At 69.8% G+C, this 15,084-nt stretch carries 10 protein-coding genes; 3 read left to right on the top strand and 7 right to left on the bottom strand.

The annotated features are described in order from the left end of the window. Positions 1-209: 209 nt before the first annotated feature. Positions 210-3,086: a circularly permuted type 2 ATP-grasp protein gene (locus FB390_RS04425; protein WP_141807801.1), complete on the top strand. Its 2,877-nt coding sequence runs from the start codon at positions 210-212 to the stop codon at positions 3,084-3,086. Next, positions 3,083-3,997, top strand: a complete 915-nt coding sequence (locus FB390_RS04420) for a transglutaminase family protein (RefSeq protein WP_141807800.1) — start codon at positions 3,083-3,085, stop codon at positions 3,995-3,997. The genes FB390_RS04425 and FB390_RS04420 overlap by 4 nt, the downstream gene beginning before the upstream one ends. Positions 3,998-4,076: 79 nt before the next feature. On the opposite strand, the gene FB390_RS04415 is transcribed toward FB390_RS04420, so the two are convergent. From FB390_RS04415 to FB390_RS04395, 5 genes are all read right to left on the bottom strand, one after another. Continuing rightward, the gene (locus tag FB390_RS04415; RefSeq protein WP_141807799.1) at positions 4,077-4,787 is read right to left on the bottom strand and encodes a type 1 glutamine amidotransferase; all 711 of its coding nucleotides are present in this window, start codon (positions 4,785-4,787) and stop codon (positions 4,077-4,079) included. Further along, positions 4,780-6,000, bottom strand: coding sequence for a MurT ligase domain-containing protein (locus FB390_RS04410; protein ID WP_141811539.1), 1,221 nt, complete (start codon positions 5,998-6,000; stop codon positions 4,780-4,782). The genes FB390_RS04415 and FB390_RS04410 overlap by 8 nt, the downstream gene beginning before the upstream one ends. A 229-nt stretch (positions 6,001-6,229) precedes the next feature. Further along, on the bottom strand, positions 6,230-6,862 hold the full coding sequence (locus FB390_RS04405; RefSeq protein WP_141807798.1) for a pyridoxamine 5'-phosphate oxidase family protein: 633 nt from the start codon (positions 6,860-6,862) through the stop codon (positions 6,230-6,232). Positions 6,863-7,108: 246 nt separating this feature from the next. Then, on the bottom strand, positions 7,109-8,818 hold the full coding sequence (locus FB390_RS04400; protein ID WP_141811538.1) for a hydroxysqualene dehydroxylase: 1,710 nt from the start codon (positions 8,816-8,818) through the stop codon (positions 7,109-7,111). Between the two features lie 243 nt (positions 8,819-9,061). Further along, positions 9,062-9,994 (bottom strand): EamA family transporter, encoded by a 933-nt coding sequence (locus FB390_RS04395; RefSeq protein ID WP_141807797.1) that lies wholly within the window; start codon positions 9,992-9,994, stop codon positions 9,062-9,064. Between the two features lie 122 nt (positions 9,995-10,116). On the opposite strand from FB390_RS04395, the gene FB390_RS04390 reads away from it, so the two are divergent. Beyond that, positions 10,117-11,013 carry a LysR family transcriptional regulator gene (locus FB390_RS04390; protein ID WP_141811537.1) on the top strand — a complete coding sequence of 299 codons (897 nt, stop codon included), beginning with the start codon at positions 10,117-10,119 and terminating at the stop codon, positions 11,011-11,013. Between the two features lie 18 nt (positions 11,014-11,031). Here FB390_RS04390 and FB390_RS04385 read toward each other — a convergent pair whose 3' ends face one another. Beyond that, positions 11,032-12,810 carry a MinD/ParA family ATP-binding protein gene (locus FB390_RS04385; RefSeq protein WP_246123848.1) on the bottom strand — a complete coding sequence of 593 codons (1,779 nt, stop codon included), beginning with the start codon at positions 12,808-12,810 and terminating at the stop codon, positions 11,032-11,034. Between the two features lie 379 nt (positions 12,811-13,189). Continuing rightward, entirely contained in the window at positions 13,190-14,983 is a 1,794-nt protein-coding gene (gene leuA / locus FB390_RS04380) for a 2-isopropylmalate synthase (protein WP_141807796.1), read from the bottom strand. Between the last annotated feature and the right edge of the window lie 101 nt (positions 14,984-15,084).

Genomic DNA, 15,084 nt, shown 5'->3' with positions numbered 1-15,084 from the left:
ATGTCAAGGCGGGTGGACACACCGCGACTCCGGGCGATCGCGGGGATCCGCGTGCGAAGATGGCACCGACGGTCGACCGACGTCGGCGCGCGCGGCATGCTGGAGCTACGCCGGATCGCGCCGCACGCGGACCGACCGGCGACCGGTGCGGCGCGGACCGGACGCACGTCCGTCACGGCGAAACGTCTGACAGCGGAGGTGAGGTCGGCATGGTCGCCGATGCGGTGCCCCCAGCGGCGACGGCCGCCGACGTGCGCGAGCAGATCGCCGAGCAGCTCGCCCGCTACCGGGCCGAGGGCGGTCACACCGGCGCCTACGACGAGTGCGGCAGGCCGACCGGCGGCTACTACGACGAGCTGGTGGACGCCGACGGCATCGTGCGGCCGATGTGGTCCGAACTCTCGGCCGACTTCGTCGAGATCGGCCCCGCCGGGCTCGGCAGGCTGGACACCAGGGTGCGCAGGCTGATCGATGACGACGGCATCACCTACACCGAGGTGATGCGCGCGGGCGAGGCCGCGATCCCGACGCCGTGGCGGCTCGATCCGATCCCGCTGCTGGTCTCCGCCGACGACTGGACCCGGCTGGAGGCGGGCCTCGTGCAGCGCTCGCGGGTGCTGGACGAGGTGCTCACCGACATCTACGGCTCACGCCGCACCATCACCTCCGGGCTGCTGCCACCGGAACTGGTCTTCGGCAACGCGGGTTACGTGCGTGCCGCGCACGGCATCACGATCCCCGGACGCCACCAGCTGTTCCTGCACGCCTGCGACATCAGCCGGTGGAGCGACGGCGAATTCCGCGCCATCGCCGACTGGGCGCAGGCCCCCTCCGGCGCCGGTTACGCGCTGGCCGACCGGCGCGTCGTCTCGACAGCGATCCCGGAAGCCTTCGAGCACTCCAGCCCGCGCCCGCTCAGTCCGTTCGCCAGGGCGATGCGGCTCTTGCTGATCGAGGCGGCGCCGGTCGCCGAGGACAATCCCGTCGTGGTGGTGCTGAGCCCTGGCGTGCAGTCCGAAACCGCCTTCGACCAGGCGTATCTCGCCTCCACGCTGGGTTTCCCGCTGGTGGAGAGCGCCGACCTGGTGGTGCGCGACGGCGCGCTGTGGATGCGCTCGCTCGGCACTCTCAAGCGGGTGGACGTGGTGCTGCGCCGGGTGGACGCGGAGTTCTCCGATCCGCTCGATCTGCGGCCGGATTCGCATCTGGGCGTGGTGGGGCTGGTCGAGGTGTTGCGCCGCGGCGCGGTCACCGTGGTGAACACGCTCGGCAGCGGGTTGCTGGAGAATCCGGCGCTCGCGGGTTTCCTGCCGCGGATCTCCCGCGCGCTGCTCGGCGAGGAGCTGCTGCTGGACAGTGCGCCCGCGTACTGGGGCGGCGACGCGAGCGAGCGTTCGCATCTGCTGGCCAGGCTGGACCAACTGATCATCCGTTCGACGGTGGACGGGGCCACGCTGTTCGGACCGGATCTGTCGGCGACGATGCGCGAGGAGTTGCGGCGGCGCATCGAGTCGGACGGCTGGAAGTGGGTCGGCCAGGAACCGGCCCAGTTCTCCGTGGCCCCGGCCGTGCACGGGTACGGCGGTCTGGCCGCGGCGCCGGTGGGCATGCGGCTGTTCTCGCTGGCCCGCCGCGGCGGCTACACGGCGATGGCGGGCGGCCTCGGTCAGCTACGCCAGCGCACCCAGCCGGACCGGGTGGTGATCAAGATCGCCGCCAAGGACGTCTGGGTGCGCGCCGCGCCCGCCACGACGACCGCCGTCGGCGCCGAAGCGCCGCGCGAGGAGCGCGAGCGGCGGGCCGCGCCGATCGTCGAGGAGATCAGCTCGCCGCGCGTGCTGAACGACATGTTCTGGATGGGCCGGTACTGCGAGCGCGCGGAGGCAGCGGTGCGCCTGCTGATCGCCACCCACGACCGCTACCAGGACTATCGCTACCGGCCGTGGTTGGAGGGCGCGGAGGCGCTGCCGGTCCTGATGGCGGCTCTGGCCGCGACGACCTGCACGGTCGCGCCGGACGCGGTGATCGGAAACGGCGGTGAGCTGGCCGAGGGTCGGTCGGGTGGCGGGGAGCAGCCGGAAGCCGTTGGCGCGGACTCCGCGTCGGGTGGCGGCGAGCCGAAGTGGGGCGGTGCGAAGACTGAGCCTGGCGGCGAGGAGTTGGGGGCGGACGGCGGAGAGCTGGAGCTGGGTGGCGGGGAACGCCAATCTCCAGGCGCTGAACTGGGGGCAGGTGGCGTGAAGTCCGAGCCGGGCGGCGACGGTGGGGTGGCCGCGGTGGCGGGCGCATCTCGCGAGGGGCACGACTATCTCGAAGCGTTGACCATCGATCGGGAGCTGCCCGGGTCGCTGGCCTATGCGATCGACCGATACGGCTCGTCGGCGCGCGCGGTGCGCGATCAGCTCTCGCACGACACGTGGATGATTCTCAGCTCGGTGGACCGGGCGCTGGCCGAGTACCGGGAGGGCGATGGCGACGAGACGGCGCTCTCGGCGGTGCATTCGCTGACGCTGGCCGCCCTGCTCTCGTTGTCCGGCATCGGGGCCGAGTCGCTGGTGCGCGACATCGGTTGGTGCGTCATGGATATCGGCAAGCGCATTGAGCGCGGGCTGGCCGTGACGGCGCTGCTCTCCGCGGCGCTGACCGAGACGTATCCCGCGGAGGCCGAGCGGGTGGTCACCGAGGCGGTGTTGCACGCGGCCGAATCGTCGGTGAGTTACCGTCGGCGACACCGGGATTCGGTGCGTGTCTCGGCGGTCGCCGGGTTGCTGCTGTTCGACAGGGGCAATCCGCGGTCGCTGGCCTACCAGCTGGAACGGCTCGACGCGAACTTCGCCGCGCTGCCGGGCGCCTCGGGATCCTCACGGCCGCAACGCTTGCTGGCCGATGCCCAGCGCATGCTGCGCCGCGTGGACCCGGACGACCTGAACGTCACCGACGAGAACGGCAGGCGCACCGAGCTGGCCGAACTGCTCGACGGCGTGCACCTGCGTCTGCGCAAGGTGGCGGAATCCTTCGAGACGACGAAACTCTCGCTGCCGGTGGGCATTCAGCCGCTGTGGGGCAGCACGCGGGTGGTCGGATGATCGGCGGCGACGGCGCGACGCGGCGGTATCGGGTAGCCCATCGCACCACCTACTCCTACTCCGGGGAGGTCACCAGCTCCTACGGTCGCGCCTATCTGACCCCGCGAGAGTTCCCCGGTCAACGGGTCCTCGCGCACGAGGTGAACATCGACCCGGCGCCATCGGACCGGTCCGTCGGCACCGATGTGTACGGCAACACCACGCACTACTTCCACGTCACGGCCGAACACCGCGAGCTGGTCGTCAGCGCGGAGTCGACGGTCGAGGTCGACCCGCCCGCCGAGTTGACGGACGATCCGGCGCTGCTGCCGTGGGAGTCCGCCAGGCCGAGCAACGTGAACGGACCACTGGCCGTGGAGTTCACCCTCGACCTGCACCCGCCGGAGATCACCGAGGAGATCACCGCCTACGCGGCGCGATCGCTCACGCCGGGGCGGCCGCTGATCGCCGCGGTGACCGAGCTGACCACCCGCATCTACAACGACTTCACCTACTGGTCGGGTTCGACGAACGTCTCGACCAGGGTCTCCGACGTGTTCTTCGCGCGCGCGGGCGTCTGCCAGGACTTCGCCAGGATCGCCGCGGCCTGCCTCCGGTCACACGGGCTCGCCGCGCGGTACGTCTCCGGCTACCTCGCGACGGACCCGCCGCCGGGCAAGGAGCGCATGGTCGGCGCCGACGCCACGCATGCCTGGGCGGCGGTATGGGTGCCCGGCCAGAACTCATCCGAACGCGCGGGCCGCTGGATCGGCTTCGATCCGACGAATGACCAGCTCGCGGACGAGCGCTACGTGGTCGCCGCGTGGGGGCGCGACTACGCGGACGTGCCGCCATTGCGCGGCATCATCTACACCGAGGCCAAGGAGAGCTCGATCACCGTCGCGGTCGACGTCGCTCCGGTCGAGGTGTGAAGTCCGTTTCGCGACAACCCGCCGCCGTTCTCGAAAGACGCGGTTGGTCGACGACCGCGCGCGAGCTTGTGACCTGCGCTCAGGCGCGAAGGCGTTCGCGGCGGAGTTGGTCGACCTCCGGAAGGTTCAGCGGTTCGAGGGTGTCGACGCCGAGGGCCCGGGTGAGCAGCAGGTCGGCGAGCTCGGGGTTGCGGGCGAGTGCCGGGCCGTGCATATAGGTGCCGATGACCGAACCCTGAACGACACCCTCGAGTCCGTCGCCGACGCCGTTGCCGACACCGCGGGTGACGCGCGCCAGGCCGGTCGCCTCCGGGCCGAGTTTCGTTCCGCCACGGTGGTTCTCGAATCCGGTGAGCGCAGCGGTGAGCCCGGCGAGCATGGGGCTGGTCGTCACCTCGCCGATGGCGCGCTTGGCCTGAGGCGAGGTCGTCACGTCGATGAGGCCGACGCCGTCAACGCGCTCACCCGAGGAGGTCTCGTACCAGTTGCCGAGCACCTGAATCGCCGCGCAGATGGCAAGCACCGGAGCGCCTTTCGCGGCCGCCTCCTGCAGGCCGGGATAGCGCTGCAGGTGCCGGGTGGCCAGCCGCTGCGCGGAATCCTCCGCGCCGCCGAGGGTGTAGATGTCCAGTGAGTTCGGAACCGGTTCGGGCAGCGTGATTTCCACGATCTCGGCGTCGTAGCCGCGCATGCGCAGCCGCTGGCGCAGCACGAGCGCGTTGCCGCCGTCGCCGTAGGTGCCCATCACATCGGGCAGCACCAGGCCGATCCGTACCGTCGAGTCACCCATGATTCTCCAAGTCGCGGTTGAGGTCGCGGAACGCGGTGTAGTTGGCGAGCACCTCGACATGCCCGGGTGGGCAGGAAGCGATGGCGCGCAAGGGATCCGGCACAGTGGTGTGTTCGACGCCCGCGTACGTGAGGCGGACCGCGAGGTCGGTGGCGCGCTCGCCGGAGGCGACGACCTGCACACCCTCGAAGTGCTCGAAGCGCACGTCCCACAGCCAGGAGAGGTCCTCGCCGTCGGGCACCTGCCCGTTCACCGCGATCACCAGTCCGGCCGCGGTCGGCTCGATCATCGACAGGGCTTCCTGCCAGCCCGCCGGGTTCTTGGCGAGCAGCAGCCGCGCGGCGTGCTCGCCGACCTGCACGGTCCGGTAGCGGCCCGCGATCTCGCGCACCGTACCCGCGGCGACGACGGCCTTGCTCGTTTCGGCGCCCAGCGCGACCGCGGCGGCGACCGCCTGAGCGGCGTTACCCCGGTTGGCCCGGCCGGGCAGGGCCAGCTCGAGCAGGTGGCGTTCGCCGTCGGGGCCGACGAGGTCGTTCCCCTCCAGGTGCCAATCAGGTTGCGGCCGTTGGAAATCCGCGCCGGTGCTGCGCCAGTGCTCGCCTTCCCAGAGGATCGGCTCGCCGGAGCGCGGACAGCTCGTCGCGTCCATCGCCCAGCCGCTGCCCGCGGCGACCCACACCACGTTCGGGTGGTCGTAGGCGATCGAGGTGACCAGCACGTCGTCACAGTTGGCGATCACCACCGTGTCGGGGTGACGGGCGAGTCCGGCGCGCAGCTTGCGCTCGATCATGTTGATCTCGCCGACCCGGTCCAGCTGGTCGCGGCTGAGGTTCAGCAGTACCACCGCTGCCGGGTTCAGCGAGTCGCTGACGTGCGGCAGATGCAGTTCGTCCACCTCGATGGCGGCCAGCGGCACACCCTGGTGCGTGCTCAGCGCGGCGACGATGCCCGCGTCCATATTGGCGCCGTCGGCCTGCGTGGCGACCTGACCGAGGGTGCTCAGTGCGGCGGTGGTCATCCGCGTCGTCGTCGACTTGCCATTGGTGCCGGTCACCAGGACCGTCCGCCTGCCACGTCCGAGCTGGTCCATGATCGTCGGGTCGATCTTCAGCGCGATCAGGCCGCCGATCATCGAACCCTTGCCGCGTCCCGCCTTCTGCGAGGCCCACGAGGCTGCCGCCGCGGCCCGCAGGGCGATCCGCCCACGCATCGATATCTTCGCCACGCCGAGAGTCTATGTGGGGGGTTCGCTGTGTGCCGCGACAGAGTACGCGGGGTGAGGTCGGCCTCACCCAGCCGCGGTGCGAGCCCCTCGAATCGACGGTAGTCGAATGGCGGCTGGTTGATCTTGGAAAGCAACCATATGACTACCGTCGAATCCATTTCTCTATCGACGGTAGTCGAATGGTGGATGGGGCCTTGACGGGCGGCGGGCGGCGTCAGTCGCGGTACAACTTCGCGGCGTAGTGCTCGGGGGAGTAGTACCGCTCCAGTTCCTCCACCGTCTCCGTCACGTTCGCCTGCACCTCCTTGACCAGGCAGGCAGTGCTTGGCAACGCATCAGGCGCCCACTGCTCCGGCTCCCACAGGTGGCTGCGGATGAACGCCTTGGCGCAGTGGAAGAAGATCTGTTCGACGGCGACCTCGACGGCGAGGATCGGGCGATGGCCCTCGACCACCATGTCGTCGAAGTAGGCGGCGTCGCGGACCAGGCGGGCGCGGCCGTTGATGCGGAGGGTGTCGCGGCGGCCGGGGATCAGGAAGAGCAGGCCGACGTGCGGGTTGGCGAGGATGTTGAGGTAGCCGTCGGCCCTGCGGTTGCCCGGGCGCTCGGGGATGGCGATGGTGCGGTCGTCGAGCACCTTCACGAAACCCGCCGGGTCGCCCTTGGGTGACGCGTCGCAGTTGCCTTCGGCGTCGCTGGTGCTGATCACCAGGAACGGGGAGTTGGCGATCCACTCGCGGTCGCGCTGGTGCAGTGCGACGCGCTCCTTGGTCGCCGCGCGCGGCATCACCGCGCCGAGCAGCGCACGTAGGTCGTCGGGATCGGTGATCTGCTTGGTCTCGCCCATATTTCGATTCAAACATCGCGGCGGTCGCCGGAACCACCTTTGCCATGTACTTGTGCGGAGACGGCGCACAGCAGGCGTGTGTTCTCCCGTTGTCAGGCGTTCACCCAGAGAACCGCTTTTGTGCAGGTACACCCGCCCAAGTCCTTGGCGGGTGTACTTGTGCGGAGACGGCGCACAGGAGGCGTGTGTTCTCCCGTTGTCAGGCGTTCACCCAGAGAACCGCTTTTGTGTAGGTACACCCGCCCCTCACACGTCGAACAGATTCGGCTGTCCCGCCGCGTACCGATCGGCGTCCATGCGCCGCAACGGTTCCAGTTCGGTCGCGCGGTACAGCGTGTACATCCGGCACCGCGGCGCGTCCGAACCCGCGACGTCCAGCAGCGCGTTCACCGCGGCCCGCGCCGACTCGTTGGCGCCCTCCATGGTCGCGAGGTCGACGTTGGTGCGCACGTAATCGCCCGCGAGGAACAGGTTTTCGAGATCGCCGTGCGGTTCGGGGCGGTGTTCCCAGGACCCCGCGGTATTGATCAGCAGGGGATCGGCGTTGGTGTTGCGGCGCTGTTCGGACTGCCAGACGATCGCGGGGTCGAGGAACCAGGAATGCAGGTCGGCGTCGCGCAGCTCCTCGCCGCGATCGTTGAGGTGGGCCTGCAACTGCGCCCACACCTCGCGCGCGATCTCCTGGTGCGTGCACTCCTTGGCGGTCTTGCCGTACAGGATGCCGGGGGTGTTCCAGTCGGAGATGTCGACCGAGAGGCAGTCCTGCACGGTGCCGTCGCCGAATTCCGCGAGCTTGCGCGTCCACAGCTGGTTCTGGCTGATCGAGGTCAGCGACCACGGCGCGTCGATGTAGGCGGTGTGGCCCCTCGAGATCTCGGCCGGTCTGCGCAGGTAGAACTGGATGCCGGTCATCCAGTCCACGAACAGCCCGTCCATCGCGGCCAGCTCCGGGCGCACCTCGAGCACGTCGGGCGACCACAGCGCGCGGGCCTGTTCGGCGGCCAGCGCCACCACGAAGTAGTCGGCCTCGACCGTGCGGCTGCCGTTGCCGTCGACGATGCGGGCCCCGCTGATGCGCCGGTCCCGCACCTCGAGCGCGCGCACCTCCGCCCCCAGTTCGAACTCGACACCCAGTTCGCGCAGCCGCGCCGTCCACGGATCGATCCACGCCGCGTTGGTCGGGCCGTTCAGCACGCGGTCCAGCGCGCCGTCGTTGCCGACCTCGAACGGGTTGCCGAGGAACTGCTCGCCCATGTTGCCGATGGTTCGCACGCTGGCGAGATTGTCCTTGGCGGCGACCATGATGCTGGTCAGCGTGCGCGAGATCAGCGCGCGGAATTCGTGCGAACGGCGGTGCGCGCCGACGAAATCGCGCCAGGCCATGTGCTCCCACTGCCCGTAACGGCGGGCGTCGCAACTGGTGTTGAACACGAGCAGCCGATTGGCGAAGTAAAGTCCTTCCGCGGCGGGCATTTTCAGTGCCGTCGCGATGGCGGCGCCGACGGTCTCGCGAAAGTCCTCCGGCCGCGGATTCGGTCTGGCGCGGAAGCCGAGCGGGATCTGGAAGTCGTCGCCGTCGCGGCGGGACATGCGCGCCTCGGGCATCGCGATGAGGTTGTTCCAGACGCCTTCGGCGTTGCCCGCGAACGGGATTCGCCGCATTGTGTCCGGAATGTGCTGGTAGAAGCCGGGAAAGAAGCGGAAGCCGTGTTCGCCGGGTAGATCGGGGCGTCCGCCGGATCCGCTGCCCGGCACCGGAATGCTGCGCGCCTTACCGCCGAGCGCTCGTCTCTCGTAGACGGTGACCTGGAAGCCGCGTTCGGCGAGTTCGTGCGCCGCGGTGAGTCCCGCGACCCCGCCGCCGAGCACCGCCACCCGTCTGCCGTTGGGAGCGCCCGATGCGCGCCCCGGTGTCAGCGCACCGGCCGTGAAAGCCCCCGCCGACGCAACCCCCATTGCCACCGTGCCGCGAATCATCGATCTTCGCGAGACGGCCCACCGCTGTTCTGCCATGCGCGACTCTGCTGCCTAGCCTTCGGGACCCTACCTTCACCGCCGCACTCACTGTAAAGCGCCTGCTCGGGGCCATCCCACCCACCCCTGCCGCCGCAGAGCGCAGCGCCCCGAGAGTACCGCCGACCTCGCGCGACGCGAGCTACTTCCCGAAACTCGCAATTCGCAAACTCGCACTCCCGGCGCTCAGTGCAGCGCGGGTTCGGCCGCCTGTTCCGGCTCGGCAGTCTTCGCCGCTCTCGGTCGTCGGCCGCCGGTGGTGGCGACGAACGCGCCGGTGATCACGATCAAGCCGCCGAGCAACTGCGAGGCGGTGGGCGTCTCGTGGAGGAAAGCCCAGGCAGCGGCAATGCCGATGACCGGGACGAGCAGCGAGAGCGGCGCGACCGCGCCCGCCGGGTAGCGGCTCATCAGGAACGTCCACAGCCCCGATCCCACGACCGTGCCCAGCGCGACGATGTAGGCCAGGCCGACCAGCGCGGGCCACCCGGTCGGCGACGCGATATCGGTCAGCGCGTGCCAACCGGTCGCCGGGCCCTCGGCGAGAGCCGAAAGGGCGAACAGCGGAAGCGGCGGCACCACCGTCATCCACAGGGTCAGGTGCAGCGGGTTGACCTCGCGCGAAGCCGCCGCCAGTCGCGAGCCGATATTGCCGAAGGCCCAGCCGAGCCCACCCGCCAGGGTGAGCAACAGTGGCAGCAGCGGCGCGACGTGCACGCGGTCGGCGCCGATCACCACGATCCCGGCCACCGCGACGAACAATCCGCCGAGCTGGATCGGGCGCAGCCGCTCACCGAGCAGCAGCGCGCCGAGCACCACCGTGAACGGCGCCGAGGATTGCAGAACCAGCGAGGCCAGTCCGGTCGGCATGCCCTCGCGCATCGCGGTGAACAGGAACGCGAATTGCAGCACGCCGAAACCCGTGCCGTACAACAAGAGCCAGCGCAGCGGCACGTTCGGACGCGGAACGAACAGCAGCACCGGCACCGCGAGCACCGCGAAACGCAAGGCCGCGAAGAACAGCGGCGGGAAGTGGTCGAGGCCGACTCGGATGGCGATGAAGTTCAGGCCCCAGAGCAGGACGACGGTGAGGCCGAGCAGGCGGTCGCGGTTGGTCACGCTCACCATGGTCGAGCCAGGGAACCATCAGCACAATCGAATAAATCTGCACTGATAGTGTAGGAATGCTTCACTATCAACGAGAGGATGCGCCGGTGCCGGTAGAGCCACAGGGGCCGCCGATGTCCGTCGACCGGCTACGGGTGCTGCGCGAATTCGCCGATCGCGGCACGATTTCCGCCGTGGCCGACGCGCTGTCCATGACGCCGTCGGCGGTCTCCCAGCAACTCAAGACGCTGGCCAAGGAGGCCGGCGTCGCCCTGCTGGAACCCGATGGCCGCCGCATCCGGCTCACCGACGCGGGGCAGGCGCTGGTCGTCCGCGCCGACGAGGTGCTCGCCGCCATGGACCGGGCGGTCGCGGAGATGGCGCACTATCGCGGCTCGCCGCGCGGGCAGGTGCGGGTGGCGCTGTTCCCGTCCGGCGCGGCGCTGCTGCTGCCGCTGGTGTTGCCCGCGCTGGCGGGCAGCGACGTCGATGTGGTCGCCCGCGACGAAGACGTGCCGCCGAGCGGAGCGCCCCGGCTGCTCGCCGATTACGACATCGTCCTGACCCACCGCGACGAGCGCTCCGGCTCGGTGGCCGGACCGCGCATCACCTCGCGGTTCCTCATGCGCGAACCCATCGACGTGGTCGTCGCCCCGACGCACCGCCTTGCCGGGCAGCGCTCGGTCGCCCCCGCCGAACTCGCCGACGAGACCTGGCTCAGCGTGCGCGGCGGCTTCCCGGTCGACGACGTGCTCGAATCGATCGCCACCGTGACCGGAGTGCAGCCGCGAATAGCCCAGCGGCTCAACGATTTCCGCGTTATCGAGACGCTGGTCGCGTCCGGCTACGGCGTCGCGCTGATGCCGCGCTTCGCCGTCGCCCACCCCGACCTCGCGGTGCTGCGACTCTCCGGCGTGCGCGCCGCACGCAACTACGACCTGGTCACCCGCCCGCACGCGGAGAAGCGGCCCGCGATCGCCACGGTGCTCGCGGCCTTCCGCGCCGCGGCGGAGCAGGTCACCGCGGAGTAGCGGTTGGGCGCAGCGCGCCTAGCGCAGACCCATGGGCCCCGGATGCTGGTACTGCTGCGCGCCGATGTATCCGAAATCGTCGGCGACCATCGCGGCCAGTTCGAGCAGTGCCCGCCGGGTCGGCTTGCTGACGAGCTCCAGGTCGATCTCGGCGCCCTCGGCGAGGTGATCGTCGAACGGCACCACCTGCACCGCGCGGGTGCGGTCCAGGAACAGCTTGCGCAGCTGGTCCAGGTCGACGGTGGAGGCGCCGCGGCGCGAGGCGTTGACCACCACCACGGTGCGCTCGACGAGCTTGCCGTAGCCGTGATGGTCGAGCCAGTCCAGCGTGGCCGAGGCGCTGCGCGCGCCGTCGATCGCGGGCGAGGTGACCAGCACCAGCGAGCTGGCCATATCGAGCACGCCGGACATCGCCGAGTGCATCAGACCGGTGCCGCAGTCGGTGAGGATGATGTTGTAGAACGACTGGAGGATGCTGATGGCCTTGCGGTAGTCGGCCTCGCTGAACGCCTCGGAAACAGCCGGATCCTGTTCGGAGGCAAGCACTTCCAGTCGGCTCGGTGCCTGCGAGGTGTGCGCGCGGACATCCGAGTACCTGGAGATCTGCTGATCCTCCAGCAGGTTGCGCACGGTGGAGCGAGTCTGCCGCGGCACCCGGTGCGCCAGCGTGCCGAGGTCCGGGTTGGCGTCGATCGCGATGACCCGGTCACCGCGCAACGAGGCGAAGGTGGAGCCGAGACCGACCGTGGTCGTCGTCTTGCCGACGCCGCCCTTGAGCGAGAGGATCGCGATCCGGTAGTCGCCGCGCACCGGCTGGTTCACCCGGTCGACGAGGTCGCGAAAGACGATGTCGGCCGCGGATTCGCCCGGGTTGATCATGCCGCCGGAGGCTTTGTGGACGGCGCGACGCCACCCGCTGCGCGGCGCCCGGCGGGCCCGCTTCAGCAGGTTGAGGTCGTTGACCGAGTGGCCTGGCTGACCCGGCTGCTGCATGTGCTGCGGCTGGAACGGCTGGTGCTGTGGCTGCGGTCCGCCCTGCCACTGCTGACCGGGACCGGTGAGTCCGGGCGGTGTCTGGCCGGGACCTGCCAGTCCGGGCGGTGTCTGGCCAGGACCGGTGAGCCCGGGCGGCGTCTGGCCCATCGGCGCCGGCGGCTCCTGGTACATCGGCTGCGGCGGAGCCATCGGCTGGACCGGCGGAGGCGGCGGCGCCCAGCTGTAGATGGGGCCGCTCGATTGATCCTGTGCCGCACCGGCTTCCGGCCCGCTCTCCTGCGGAACCCGCCGGACCAGACCGTCCGGTCCGATCTCCTGACGGTACTCGCCGTAGGGCGCGCCCTGCTGGTCGTGCGCGGGCGGCGGCGGAAGCTGTTCGGGGCCCGGCTGATACGGCCCGGCCTGGTAGGGGCCGGGCTGCTGCGCGAATTGGCCGCTGCTGTACGGGCCGTACGGCTCCGCGGCGCCGTTCGGCGCGAAACCCTCGGCGGGACCGGGACCGTAGCCGGGCGGGGCGACGGGCTGCGGATACACGCCGGTCGGATCGCCGGGGCCGATCGGGGGCGGATAGCCGGTCGGGTCGGAGGGGCCCGCCGCGGGCGGATAACCGGTGAACTGACCCGGTTTCGCAGCGGCGTCGGCCTGCGCCGGTTCGGGAACACCCGGTGCGGTCTCCTGCCCTTCGGGGGCTTCGGCCGCTGCTACGGCGTCCTTTTCGGGCGCCTCGGCGGGTGTCTCGTTCGTCTCGTCCTGCGCCACATGCGATCCGGAGGGTTCGGCGGTGACCGCGGCCGTATCCACCGAAGGACTCTGCAGCCAGGGCGGAGAGGTCGGATTGTGGTCGTTGTTTGTCACAGTTCCCCCATCTGCTCGGGATTCGAGCAGAGAGCTCGGCGCTTGAGTGCAAACCAACGCTAGCAGGTGAGCAAACCTCCGCGCAGGCTGTGTCCGGCTGCGCAGTGCTACTGCGCTGTGACGGCAAACCTTTCGCCACGGTCGTCCGCTACGGGTACGAGACGCCGTGGGTCACCGGCGAACTGCGCGCGGACGATCCCGAGGAGTTCGACAGATTCGATCGCGCGGGTGCGCTGGAGCGTATTCGCCGGATTTCCTGGACGGCTACATCCAGTGGCGCTGGTGACGTGGCCGGAGCGCGAAAACCCCGGCCACGTCGGACGCGTCAGTTGGCGCGGTTGACCGCGGAGACGACCGCGCGCAGCGAAGCGGTGGTGATCGAGGTGGCGATGCCGACGCCCCAGACCACCTTGTCGCCGACCGCGCACTCCACGTAGGCGGCGGCCTGCGCGTCGTCGCCCGCCGACATGGCGTGCTCGGAGTAGTCCAGCACCCGGACGTCGAAGCCGATGGTGGAGATGGCGTCGACGAACGCGGCCAGCGGCCCGTTGCCGTTTCCGGTGACCTCGTGCTCGACGCCGTCCACCTTCACCGTCGCGGTGATGGAGTCGACGCCGCCGTCGGTCTCCGAGGCGGTGACTCGCTGGCGGATCCGCTCCAGCGGCCGGATCGGGGCCAGGTACTCCTCGTGGAAGACGTCCCACATCTCCTTCGGCGTGACCTCGCCGCCCTCGCCGTCGGTGATCCGCTGGATCGCCTGGGAGAACTCGATCTGCAGGCGGCGCGGCAGCACCAGGCCGTGGTCGGTCTTCATGATGTAGGCGACGCCGCCCTTGCCGGACTGCGAGTTGACCCGGATGACCGCCTCGTAGGTGCGGCCGACGTCCTTCGGGTCGATCGGCAGGTAGGGGACCTCCCACACGATGTCGGACACGTCGGCGTTCTGCGCGTCGGCCGTGGCCTTCATCGCGTCCAGGCCCTTGTTGATGGCGTCCTGGTGGCTGCCGGAGAACGCGGTGTAGACCAGGTCGCCGCCGTACGGGTGGCGCTCGTGCACCGGCAGCTGGTTGCAGTACTCGACGGTGCGGCGGATCTCGTCGATGTCGGAGAAGTTGATCTGCGGATCGACGCCACGCGAGAACATGTTCATGCCCAGCGTCACCAGGCAGACGTTGCCGGTGCGCTCACCGTTGCCGAACAGGCAGCCCTCGATGCGGTCGGCGCCCGCCTGGTAGCCCAGCTCGGCCGCGGCGACCGCGGTGCCGCGGTCGTTGTGCGGGTGCAGCGACAGCACGATCGAGTCGCGACGGGCCAGGTTGCGGCTCATCCACTCGATGGAATCGGCGTAGACGTTCGGCGTCGCCATCTCGACGGTCGCGGGCAGGTTGATGATCAGCGGCTTCTCGGGGGTCGGCGCGATGATCTCGGAAACCGCGTCGCACACCTCGCGCGCGTACTCCAGCTCGGTGCCGGTGTAGGACTCCGGGCTGTACTCGTAGCGCCAGTTGGTGTCGGGGTAGCGCTGCTCGACCTCCAGGCACAGCTTCGCGGCGTCGGTGGCGATCTTCTTGACCGCGTCGCGCTCGGCGCGGAAGACGACGCGCCGCTGCAGGATGGAGGTGGAGTTGTAGAAGTGCACGATGACGTTGCTCGCGCCCGCGCAGGCCTCGAAGGTGCGTTCGATCAGCTCGGGGCGGCACTGCGTCAGCACCTGGATGGTGACGTCGTCCGGGATGGCGCCGTCCTCGATGATCTCGCGGACGAAGTCGAAATCGGTCTGGCTGGCCGACGGGAAGCCGACCTCGATCTCCTTGTAGCCCATCCGCACCAGCAGGTCGAACATGCGGCGCTTACGCGCGGGGCTCATCGGATCGATCAGTGCCTGGTTGCCGTCGCGCAAATCCACGGCGCACCAGCCGGGGGCGCGGTCGATGATCTTGTCCGGCCAGGTGCGGTCGGGCAGGGTGATCGGCTCGACCTCCTCGGCGAACGGCCGATACCGGAACGTCGGCATCGAGGAGTTCTTCTGCTTGTTCCATCCGGGCTGGTCGGCCGGCGCGGCCTTGCTCGGAGCGGTGATCGTGCGCGAGCCGGATACGTAGGCGTCAGCAGGGGACATGCGATTTCTCCATGGTGTGGGGGTTTCCCGATTATGGGGCGACCGGCAGGCGAAACCCCGCGACGGGAGCCGGTCCGATCAGACCCCGTCGCGGCGGCCGA

Origin of the sequence: Nocardia bhagyanarayanae, assembly GCF_006716565.1 — a bacterium.
GTDB classification, from domain to species: Bacteria; Actinomycetota; Actinomycetes; order Mycobacteriales; family Mycobacteriaceae; genus Nocardia; species Nocardia bhagyanarayanae.
This window is presented reverse-complemented; position numbering and strand designations above follow the sequence as displayed.